This is a genomic window from Nocardia sp. NPDC051981, assembly GCF_040680715.1.
In the GTDB taxonomy this organism is placed as follows: Bacteria; Actinomycetota; Actinomycetes; order Mycobacteriales; family Mycobacteriaceae; genus Nocardia.
The window spans coordinates 63,846-74,576 of the sequence record NZ_JBFAXK010000036.1 but is presented as its reverse complement, the minus strand read 5'-3'; the positions used below and the strand labels follow the sequence as shown (position 1 = coordinate 74,576).

Annotated in this window: 10 protein-coding genes and 1 pseudogene; 9 read left to right on the top strand and 2 right to left on the bottom strand. The window is 69.3% G+C overall.

Features of this window, described 5'->3' with window-relative positions; genetic code table 11:
• Positions 1-94 precede the first annotated feature (94 nt).
• Positions 95-1,048: pseudogene (locus AB0L60_RS38290) on the bottom strand (phosphotriesterase-related protein); the annotation flags it as partial.
• Positions 1,045-2,547 (bottom strand): long-chain fatty acid--CoA ligase, encoded by a 1,503-nt coding sequence (locus tag AB0L60_RS38285; RefSeq protein ID WP_364624629.1) that lies wholly within the window; start codon positions 2,545-2,547, stop codon positions 1,045-1,047. The gene AB0L60_RS38285 and the pseudogene AB0L60_RS38290, both read right to left, overlap by 4 nt.
• A gap of 230 nt (positions 2,548-2,777) precedes the next feature.
• On the opposite strand from AB0L60_RS38285, the gene AB0L60_RS38280 reads away from it, so the two are divergent.
• The 9 genes from AB0L60_RS38280 (at position 2,778) to AB0L60_RS38240 (ending at position 10,729) form a co-directional block, all read left to right on the top strand.
• Positions 2,778-3,419, top strand: a complete 642-nt coding sequence (locus tag AB0L60_RS38280) for a TetR/AcrR family transcriptional regulator (protein WP_364624627.1) — start codon at positions 2,778-2,780, stop codon at positions 3,417-3,419.
• Positions 3,420-3,722: 303 nt separating this feature from the next.
• On the top strand, positions 3,723-4,475 hold the full coding sequence (locus AB0L60_RS38275; RefSeq protein ID WP_364624625.1) for an SDR family oxidoreductase: 753 nt from the start codon (positions 3,723-3,725) through the stop codon (positions 4,473-4,475).
• Between the two features lie 10 nt (positions 4,476-4,485).
• Positions 4,486-5,475: an NADPH:quinone oxidoreductase family protein gene (locus AB0L60_RS38270; protein ID WP_364624623.1), complete on the top strand. Its 990-nt coding sequence runs from the start codon at positions 4,486-4,488 to the stop codon at positions 5,473-5,475.
• Between the two features lie 37 nt (positions 5,476-5,512).
• Positions 5,513-6,274: a 3-oxoacyl-ACP reductase FabG gene (fabG, locus tag AB0L60_RS38265; protein ID WP_354840059.1), complete on the top strand. Its 762-nt coding sequence runs from the start codon at positions 5,513-5,515 to the stop codon at positions 6,272-6,274.
• 34 nt (positions 6,275-6,308) lie between these two features.
• Positions 6,309-6,761 (top strand): MaoC family dehydratase, encoded by a 453-nt coding sequence (locus AB0L60_RS38260; RefSeq protein WP_364624620.1) that lies wholly within the window; start codon positions 6,309-6,311, stop codon positions 6,759-6,761.
• An 18-nt stretch (positions 6,762-6,779) separates the two neighbouring features.
• The gene (locus AB0L60_RS38255; protein ID WP_364624618.1) at positions 6,780-7,967 is read left to right on the top strand and encodes an acyl-CoA dehydrogenase family protein; all 1,188 of its coding nucleotides are present in this window, start codon (positions 6,780-6,782) and stop codon (positions 7,965-7,967) included.
• Positions 7,964-9,082: an acyl-CoA dehydrogenase family protein gene (locus AB0L60_RS38250; RefSeq protein WP_364624616.1), complete on the top strand. Its 1,119-nt coding sequence runs from the start codon at positions 7,964-7,966 to the stop codon at positions 9,080-9,082. Before AB0L60_RS38255 ends, AB0L60_RS38250 begins: the two co-directional genes overlap by 4 nt.
• 50 nt (positions 9,083-9,132) lie before the next feature.
• The gene (locus AB0L60_RS38245; protein WP_364624614.1) at positions 9,133-10,362 is read left to right on the top strand and encodes an acyl-CoA dehydrogenase family protein; all 1,230 of its coding nucleotides are present in this window, start codon (positions 9,133-9,135) and stop codon (positions 10,360-10,362) included.
• 43 nt (positions 10,363-10,405) lie between these two features.
• The gene (locus AB0L60_RS38240) at positions 10,406-10,729 is read left to right on the top strand and encodes a putative quinol monooxygenase (protein ID WP_354840073.1); all 324 of its coding nucleotides are present in this window, start codon (positions 10,406-10,408) and stop codon (positions 10,727-10,729) included.
• Positions 10,730-10,731 lie beyond the last annotated feature (2 nt).

The window sequence follows — 10,731 nt, the reverse complement described above, 5'->3', positions numbered from 1 at the left end:
TCCCGTTAACTCGGACCTTCCGGTACGTATTCCCCTCGCTCCGACCTGCAGAGCAAGCGCATCGGTAACTGTCACCGCCCTGCTCGAGGAGCTGATCGAAGTAGCGGCGGGGGTTCCGCACCAGGATGGTGTCGATGTCGTCCTCGGTGAGGCCCTTGGCGAGGAGGGCGGGGAGGACATCCTCGCTGATGTGGCGGTAGTTCCACTTCGGGGCGATCTGGGCCTTGGCGGCCGGATCGAACCAGTCCATGAAACAGGCGGCGTCGTGGGCGATGACGATCTTGTCGCGGTAGCCGCGGCGGACGAGTTCCACGATGGTGTTCACGCGGTCCTCGAACGGCAGCAGCACGTCGACGCCGAAGCGGTCCATCCCGAGATAGGAACCCGCATCGGCCAATTCGGCGAGGTAGTCCAGATCGGTGGAATCACCGGAGTGGCCGATCACCACACGCGTCAGGTCCGCGCCCTCCTCCCGTAGCACCCGCTGGGCCACCAGCCCGGACCGGGTGTGCGGGTTGGTGTGCACGGTGATCGGCGCCCCCGTCCGCACCGCCGCCTGACCGACCGCCCGCATCACCCGCTCCACGCCCGGCGTCAGCCCGGGTTCCTCGATGGCGCACTTGAGGAACCCCGCGCGCACCCCGGTCCCGGCGATGCCCTCGGTGAGGTCCTTGACGAACAGCTCCACCATGGGCTCGGGCATGTCCATCATCAAACCCGGTCCGTTGTAATGGAATTGGAACGGCAGGTCGTTGTAGGTGTAGATGCCGGTGGCGACGACGATATTCAGCTCGGTGCGGGCCGCGATCTGCTGGATGCGAGGGATATAGCGGCCCAGCCCCAGCACGGTCGGGTCCAGGATCGTGTCGATGCCCAGCGATTTCAGCTCGTCGAGCTGCTTCACGGCATCGTCGACGCGGGCCTGCTCGTCCCAGTCGCCGTAGTTCTGCCGGTACTCCTCGCCGAGCACGAAGACGTGCTCGTGCACCAGCACCCGGCCCAGCTCGCTGGAATCGACGGTGCCGGTCACGGTGGGGACGATGCTCATCGGGATGCCTTGTCTGTGAACATGTTCGGGTCGATGGCGCGCTTGAGGATCTTGCCCGTCGCGCCTTTGGGCAGCTGGTCGGTGAAGGCGAAGCGGTGCGGCACCTTGTAGGCGGACAGACGCTCCTTGGCCCAGGCACGCAACTCCCCGGCATCGAGTTCGACGCCGGGCGCGGTGGCCACCACCGCGCCCACCTCCTCGCCGTAGTGGTCGTCGGGCAGGCCGATCACCGCCACCTCGACAATGCCGGGATGCTCGTAGAGCACCTCCTCGACCTCGCGCGGATACACGTTGTACCCGCCGCGAATGATGAGATCCTTTGCGCGGTCGACGATGTAGACGTAGCCGTCGGCGTCGACGCGGCCCAGATCACCGGTGCGCAGCCAGCCGCCGGACAGATCGGCCGCCGTCGCGTCGGGCCGCTGCCAGTAGCCCTTCATCACGCTGGGCCCGCGCATGAACAGCTCACCGACCGTATCGGCGGGCAGCACCGTGCCCTCCGGATCGCGCACCTCGATCGACGTGCCGGGCAGTGCGGTTCCCACCGACCCGGCCCGCTGCTCGCGATCCAGGGGGTTGTAGGTCGCGGCCCCGCTGGACTCGGTGAGCCCGTAGCCCTCGAGAATGGTGCAGCCGAAACGTTCCGTGAAGGACCGGATCACCTCCGCGGGCAGCGACGCGCCACCCGAGCAGGCCAGCCGCAGGCTCGCGAAATCCTCCGGACCGTAGTCGCCGGCGCTGTGCAGCATGGCATTCCACATGGTCGGCACGCCCGCCACCACGGTGAGCCGGTGATCGCGGATCGTCTCGATCATCGACCCCGGGACGAACGGCGACACCATGGAGAACGAGCTGCCCGCGTGCAGGGTGGTGATCAGGCACACCGCCTGCCCGAACACGTGGAACAGCGGCAGCCCGGTGCCGAAGCGCTCCTCGGGGGTGAGCCGCAGCTGATCGATGAAGATGCCTGCGGTCTCGATCAGATTGGCGACGGTGAGCTCCACGCCCTTCGGCTTGCCCGTGGTGCCCGAGGTGTAGAGCAGGATCGCGGTGTCCTCCGGTTCGCGCCGGACCGGTTCGGCGGTCGGCTGGGCGGGGGAGGCGTGCGCACCGGGTTCGAGCACCTGCACCGGGATGCCGCGCTCGGCGGCGGCCTGCTCGGCCGCGGCGCGGGCCAGATGCCAGGCGATGGCATACCGGGCACCGGAATCGTCGAGCACATAACCGATTTCGGGTGCGGTCGCCATGGTGTTCACCGGGATGGCGACGGCTCCGATCAGATGCGCGCCCAGGTAGGCGATCACGAACTCCGGCACGGTCGGCGCCACCAGCAACACGCGATCTCCCATCGCGACACCGGATTCGGTGAGCAGACCGCCGAAGGCCGCACTGCGTCGGGCCAGCTCGGCGTAGGAGAGGGTGTCGTCCAGGTGGCGCAGCGCGATGGCGTCGGGGCGTTCGGACGCGTGCTGCCAGATACGGTCGGCGACATTTGTCATGGAACATCCAGTTATGTAGAGGTCGAATGAGACGGGGTCGGAGTGAGCGGCGTCACGACCCTGTGCGCGACCATATCTGAATCCGGTGTCAACTTCAATGACGGTCGGCCGTCGTTCCGGCCGCGTGGGCGAGGGGGTCGAAAACGTCGGCGTGGGACGATATGTGCTGGTATACACGGTGATACGGTGGCAATCGGCAGCCGTCCCTGCGACCGAGTGAGTGATCCGCCGTGACGTCCGAATCCATCGACCGCGAGGCCGCGCCTCGCCGGGTGCCCCCGCGCACCAAGCGCGGCGAGCGTACCCGTGCCGCCCTCATCGCCGGGGCGCGCGAGGTGTTCGAACGCGACGGCTACCTCGACGCCAGGATCGCCGACATCTCCAAGGCCGCGGGCGCCGCCGCTGGCTCGTTCTACACCTACTTCGACAGCAAGGAAGAGATCTTCACCGCCGTCGTCGAGGAGGTGCAGGAGGAAATGCTGCACCCGCACGTACGGGCCCGCACCGGCGTCACCGACCCGCGTGAACTCGTCGAGGCCGCCAACCGGGAATACCTGCTGGCCTACAAGCGCAATGCGCGCCTGATGGGGGTGTTCGAAGAGGTCACCCAGATCAACGAGAACTTCCGCGCGCTGCGCCTGGAGCGCAACCGTGCCTTCATCCAGCGCAATGCCAGGATGATCCGCGAACTGCAGGAATCCGGGCAGGCCAGTGCGGATCTCGATCCGCTGATCACCGCTCAGGCGCTGTCGGTGATGGTCAGCCGCATGGCCTACATGGTCTTCGTCCAGCACCAGCGCATCGCCTTCGAGAAGCTGGTCGGCACCCTGACTCAGCTGTGGGTCAATGCCCTGCAGGTGAAATCCGAATAGCTAGCGACCCGCCTGACAGCTCGCGACCCTGCGAGCGCGGATTGCGGCGGTAGCTGCCGCGGGGGTCCGGCAATCTGAATCCGGGTTCGAGTTCGTATCGTTTTCTCCTGCATGACCTCGGCTTTCGAGCGACCTGTGTGCCGTATCACAGCCGTTCGATCCCCTCGGCGGTATTGACCGTGACGAGAGTTTGGCGCATGGTGGCGGAAGAAAATAAGCGCTTAGTAAGTTCCCTGCTCGGGGTCGGCCCCGGGTCGCGGCGCGAGACCGCCGTGGCCACGGGCGACCTGAAAGGACCTGTCCGTGAACAGATTCGAAGGCAAGACCGCCATTGTCACCGGCGCCAGCCGGGGTATCGGCCTCGGCATCGCGCAGCGCCTGGTGGACGAGGGCGCCAAGGTCGTGATCACCGCTCGCAAGCAGGAAGCGCTCGACGAGGCCGTCGCGGCGCTGGGCGGGCCGTCGAAGGCGCTGGCCGTGGCGGGGCGCGCCGACGATGCCGCGCATCAGGCCGAGACCCTCGAGCGGGCCGTCGAGACCTTCGGCAGTGCCGACCTGCTGGTGAACAACACCGGGATCAATCCGGTGTTCGGGCCGATGGTGGAGCTCGACCTCGACGCGGCCCGAAAGATCGTGGAGGTCAACTGTCTTGCCGCGCTGTCGTGGGTGCAGCACGCCTACCGGACGTGGATGAAGGACCACGGCGGCGCGGTCGTGAACGTCTCCTCGGTCGCCGGGCTCAAGCCCGCGCCCGGCATCGGTTTCTACGGTTCCAGCAAGGCGATGCTGACCCACATCACCCAGGAGCTCGCGGTCGAGCTCGGCCCGGACATCCGCGTCAACGCCGTCGCGCCGGCGGTGGTGAAGACGAAGTTCGCCACCGCGCTCTACGAGGGCCGCGAGGAACAGATCGCCGCCGCGTACCCGCTCAAGCGCTTGGGCGTGCCCGAGGACATCGGCAGCGTGGTCGCCTTCCTGCTCTCCGCGGACGCGGCCTGGCTCACCGGCCAGCTGCTCGTGGTGGACGGCGGCCTCACGCTGACCGGGGGCGTCTAGAGTGGCGGACATGCGGGCCTGGCGGGTCCACGTACTGGGCGAGCCTGCACAGGTGATGCGGCTCGACACCGTGGAGCGCCCCGAACCCGGCCCACGTCAGGTGGTCGTGCGGGTCACCGGCGCGGCGGCGAACTTTCCCGACGTGCTCATGTGCCGCGGCCTGTACCAGGTGAAGCCGCCGCTGCCGTTCACGCCCGGCGTCGAGCTGTGCGGGGAGGTCGTCGCCACGGGTGCCGAGGTCGCCGGGATCGCGGTCGGTGACCGCGTGCTCGGCGGCAGCTCGCTGCCGTACGGCGGTTTCGCCGAGTACGCGGTCCTGGAGGCGGCCCAGACCTTCACCGCGCCAACCGCTTTGGACGACGCGGAGGCCGCGTCCCTGTTCATCGGTTACCAGACGGGATGGTTCGGACTGCATCGCCGTGCCGCGCTGCAGGCGGGGGAGACCCTGCTGGTGCACGCGGCCGCGGGCGGGGTCGGCAGCGCCGCCGTCCAGCTCGGCAAGGCGGCCGGGGCCCGCGTCATCGGCGTGGTGGGCGGGCCCGAGAAGGCCGAGTACGCCCGCGCGCTCGGCGCCGACATCGTGATCGACCGCAGGAGTGAGGATTTCGTCGAGGTCGTCAAGCGGGTCACCGACAATCGCGGCGCCGACGTCGTCTACGATCCGGTCGGCGGCGACACCTACACCCGCTCGACCAAGTGCATCGCCTTCGAGGGCCGCATCCTGGTCGTCGGCTTCGCGGGCGGCGACATCCAGCGTGCCGCACTGAATCACGCACTGGTCAAGAACTATTCGATCGTCGGCCTGCACTGGGGGCTCTACAACGCCTACGACCCGGCCGCGGTCGCCGACTGCCACCGCGAGCTGACCCGGCTGGCCACCGCGGGCGCGATCCGCCCCCTGGTCAGCGAACGACTCGCCCTGGCGGACATCGCCGATGGCGTCCAGCGTCTCGCCGACGGCAAGACCGTCGGGCGCGTGGTCTGCACGCCCTCGGCCTGATCGACACCGACCTGATCGCACCACAGAGGAGAACATCGTGAGCACGCAGACACCGCGGGTAGCGGTCGTGACCGGCGCGGCCCGGGGCATCGGCGCCGCGATCGCACGGCGACTGGCGGACGACGGAATGGCCGTCGCCGTCCTGGATCTCGACGAGGAGGCCTGCAAGCCGGTCGTCGCGGAGATCGAGGCGGCCGGCGGCCGCGCCCTCGCCGTCGGCGCGGACGTGTCCGACGAGCAGGCCGTGACCGCGGCCGTGGACCGGGTGGCCGCCGAATTGGGCGCGCCCACCGTGCTGGTCAACAATGCGGGCATCCTGCGCGACAACCTGCTGTTCAAGATGAGCGTCGCCGATTGGGACGCGGTCATGGGCGTGCATCTGCGCGGCGCGTTCCTGTGCACGCGGGCGGTTCAGCGCCACATGATCGAGCAGGGCTTCGGCCGCATCGTCAGCCTGTCCAGCACCTCGGCGCTGGGCAATCGCGGCCAGGCCAACTACTCGGCCGCCAAGGCCGGATTGCAGGGCTTCACCAAGACCCTCGCCTTCGAACTCGGCAAGTTCGGCGTCACCGCCAATGCCGTCGCACCGGGCTTCATCGAAACCGAGATGACCCAGGCCACCGCCGAGCGCATGGGCGTCTCGTTCGACGACTTCCGGCAGGCGCTCATCTCCACCATCCCGGTGGCCCGCTCCGGCAAGCCCGAGGACATCGCGCACACGGTGTCGTTCCTGGCGAGCGAGGGCGCGGGATTCGTGTCGGGACAGGTCATCTACGTGGCCGGCGGGCCGAAGAACTAGCCGCGCAACGGAATCGAACGGAAGGACGCGAACAATGCGGGTATTCCAGGGGCTGCCCGAACTGGAGAAGGCAGTCGGCACCCATCTCGGCTACAGCTACTGGCACACCGTGACCCAGGAGCAGATCGACCGGTTCGCCGACGCGACCGGCGATCACCAGTGGATCCATATCGATCCGGAACGGGCCGCCGCCGGTCCGTTCGGGACGACCATCGCGCACGGCTTCCTCACCCTGTCGCTGCTGCCCATGCTCACCGCGAGCGTGTACACCGTCGAGGGGCTGTCGATGGGAGTCAACTACGGGGCCAACAAGGTTCGCTTCCCGTCCCCGGTCCCGGTGGGCTCGCGGCTGCGCGCCGGGGTGGAACTGGTGTCGCTGACGCCGGCGAGCATGGGGTTCCAGGCGGTCAGCCGGGTCACCGTGGAGATCGACGGCGCGGCCAAACCGGCCTGTGTCGCCGAAGCCGTCTCCCTGCTGGTGCCCTGAGACGAAGGAGCAGGACCGATGAGCGATACGGTTCGCGACGACCTGCGCCGGCGGGTGGAATCCCTGCTGGCCGAGCATGATCCGGCCACGGCCGACCCGGTGACCTTCCACCGCGCCCGCTTCGACGCCGGACTGGCCTGGGTGTACTTCCCCGTCGGGCTGGGCGGCCGCGGCGCCGACCGCGACCTCCAGCTGTTCGTCGACGAGCTGTTCGAACAGGCGGGGGCTCCCGGTCATCAGGCCGAACTCAACGGCATCGGCCTCGGGATGGCGGCGCCCACCATCGCCATCCACGGCACCCCGGAACAGCGGCAGCGCTACCTGCGTCCGCTGTGGACCGGCGAGGAGATCTGGTGCCAGCTGTTCAGTGAGCCGGGCGCCGGATCGGACCTGGCGGCGGTCGGCACCCGGGCCGTCCGCGACGGCGAGGACTGGATCGTCAACGGGCAGAAGGTGTGGACGTCGGTGGCCCACAAGGCCGATCTGGCGATCCTGCTCGCGCGCACCGACCTCGACCGCCCCAAGCACGCGGGCCTGTCCTTCTTCATCTGCGATATGCGCGATCCGGGCGTCGAGGTGCGGCCGCTGCGCCAGATCACCGGCGAGGCGGAGTTCAACGAGGTCTTCCTCACCGGCGTCCGCATCCCCGACGCCCAGCGCCTCGGCGGGGTGGGGGAGGGCTGGCGCGTCGCCACCACCACCCTCAACAACGAGCGGGCGGCCATCGGCGGGCGCGCGGTGCCGCGGGAGAGCGGTGTGCTCGCCGCGGTCACCCGCACCTGGCGGGAGAATCCGGACAGGCACACGCCGGAACTGCACGACCGGCTGCTGCGGCTGTGGGTCGAGGCCGAAGCCGGGCGGCTGGCCGCCGCCCGCATGCGGCAGCGGACCTCCGCCGGTCAGCCGGGGCCCGAAAGTTCCGCGCTCAAACTGGCTTTCGCGCGGTCGAACCAGCAGCTGACCGGTCTCGAACTGGAGATCCTCGGCGAGGACGGCCTGCGCTACGACGACTGGACCATGGTGCGGCCCGACCGCGTCGACTTCGCCGGCCGCGGGCCCGGCTACCGCTACCTGCGCGCCAAGGGCAACTCGATCGAGGGCGGCACGTCCGAGATCCTGCGCAATATCGTCGCCGAACGGGTCCTCGGCCTGCCCGCCGAGGCGCGCGGGGACAAGGACACCGCCTGGAAGGACCTGGCCCGATGAGCGACGACATTCTGCTGCTCGATACCGACACCGAGGCGGCGCTGCGGCACGCGGTGCGCGATCTGCTTGCGGCCCACTGTGATCCGGCGGCGGTCGCGCGGGCCTACGCCGGCGATCGGGCGCTGACGCCGGGATTGTGGAAGGCGCTGGCACGGGATCTGGGGCTGGCCGGACTGCTCGTCCCCGAGGAGCGTGGCGGCGCGGGCGGCTCCGCTCGCGACGCGGCGGTGGTGTTGGAGGAACTGGGGCGGTCGGTCGCGCCCGTACCGTTTCTCACCAGCAGTGTCATCGCCGCCACCGTGCTGCTCGCCGGTGATTCCGACCTGGTCGGGCAGCTCGCCGACGGTGCGGTGACGGTCGCGCTGCTCGCGCCCTTCACCGCCGCCTCGCCGGACGCGGTCCCGTTCTTCCGGAAGGACACCGACGGCCGCCTGTCCGGCAGCGTGACCAGCGTCGCGGGCGTCCTGGACGCCGATGTGCTGCTGGCCGCGGTCGACACCGCGTCCGGCACCGAGATTCATGCCGTGCCGGTGGCTGCGGCCACGGTGACGCCGGTGGTCTCGCTCGATATGACCCGGCCGCTGGCCGATGTCGTGGTCGACGCCGCGCCCGGGCACCTCGTGGTCCCGGCCGAGGCGGGAGCGGCCGCGCTGCGGACGGCGCTGGAGATCGGCGCGGCGCTGCTGGCCTCGGAGCAGGCGGGTATCGCGGCGTGGTGCCTCGAGGCGACCGTCGGCTATCTGAAGATGCGCCGCCAATTCGGCCGCGTGGTCGGCGGATTCCAGGCACTCAAACACCGTCTCGCCGACCTGTTCGTGGAGGTCGAGGCGGCGGCCGCCAGTGCCCGCTACGCGGCGGGCGCGATCGCCGCGGGCGATCCCGACGCGGCCGTGGGCACCGCGGTCGCCGCTGCCTACTGCGCTGACGTCGCGGTGACATCCGCCGAAGAAGCGCTTCAATTGCACGGCGGTATCGGCATGACGTGGGAGTATCCGGTGCATCTGTATCTCAAGCGCGCCAAGGCCGATCAGCTCGGGCTCGGTAGTCCCGGCCGGCACCGCGCGGTGCTGGCCGAGCTGGCCGACCTCGGCTCGGCCGCCGGAAAACAAAGTTGAATCCGGGTTCAAGTATAGTTTCGCCTGCGCGGCACAGACTATTTCGAGGAGTGAGCATGTTCGACATGACCGATCGGGCCCAGCGCTACCGGGACGATCTACTCGCCTTCATGGACGAGCACGTCTACCCGGCCGAGGCGGTGTACGAGGAGCAGATGGCGGAGTCCGGGGACCCGCATTTCCAGCCGCCGATCGTCGAGGAGCTCAAGACCGAGGCCAGGAAGCGGGGGCTGTGGAACCTCTTCCACCCGCATCCGGAATGGGGCCCGGGCCTGACCAACCTCGAGTACGCGCCGCTGGCCGAAATCATGGGCCGCAGTGCGCATCTCGCGCCGGAGGCCACCAACTGTGCCGCCCCCGACACCGGGAACATGGAGGTGCTCACCCTCTTCGGCACACCCGAGCACAAGGAGCAGTGGCTGCGCCCGCTGCTGGACGGTGAGATCCGGTCCGCGTTCGCCATGACCGAGCCCGCGGTCGCGAGCTCCGACGCCACCAACATCCAGCTGCGCATGGACCGCGACGGCGACGACTACGTGCTCAACGGCCGGAAGTGGTGGACCTCCAACGCCTTGCACAAGAACTGCAAGGTCCTCATCGTCATGGGCAAGACCGATACCGGCGCGGCCACGCACCGCCAGCAGTCGATGATGGTGGTCCCGATCGACGCCCCGGGTGTGACCGTGCAGCGCGGCCTGCCGGTCTTCGGCTACCAGGACCGCGAGGGGCACGCCGAGGTGCTGTTCGAGAACGTGCGGGTGCCCAGGACAGCGCTGCTCGCCGGTGAGGGCGACGGGTTCATGATCAGCCAGGCCCGCCTGGGCCCGGGCCGCATCCACCACTGCATGCGCGCCATCGGCATGGCCGAGCGGGCCCTCGATCTGATGATCGACCGTGCGCAGTCACGCGTGACCTTCGGTGAGCCGGTGGCGAATCGGGCCAATATCCAGGACTGGATCGCCGAGTCCCGCATCGAGATCGATATGGCCCGTCTGCTGACGCTCAAGGCCGCACACCTGATGGACACCGTCGGCAACAAGGCCGCGCGCACCGAGATCGCGGCGATCAAGGTCGCGGCTCCCAATGTGGCGCTGAAGGTCGTGGACCGCGCCATCCAGGTGCACGGCGGCGGTGGCGTCTCCGACGACTTCCCGCTCGCCAGCATGTACGCCCACCTGCGCACCCTGCGCCTGGCCGATGGACCGGACGAGGTGCACAAGCGTTCCATCGCGCAGTGGGAACTGCGCCGCCGCGACCCCGAGTGGGGCAAACGCGGCTGACCGCAACGAGTTTCGACACCATCCATTCTCCGAGGAGGATCCCATGGCCGACCCCTGCGTCGTCGTCGCGACCATGATCGCCAAGCCCGGCCAGGAAGACCTGGTCGAGAAGACCCTGCGCGCGGCCGCTCCGGCCGTGCACGCCGAGCCCGGCTGCCTGCGCTACGCGCTGCACCGGCATGCCAAGAACCCCGGGCAGTTCGTCATGATCGAGAAGTGGGCGTCCCGGGACGCGCTGCGCGAACACGGCCAGGGCGCGGCTCTGCGCGAAGTCGGCGCGGCCCTGGCCAACGCCCTCGCGGCACCGCCGGACGTGCAGGTCTTCGAACCGCTGCCCGCCGGCGACCCCGACCAGGGCGCGATCTGAGG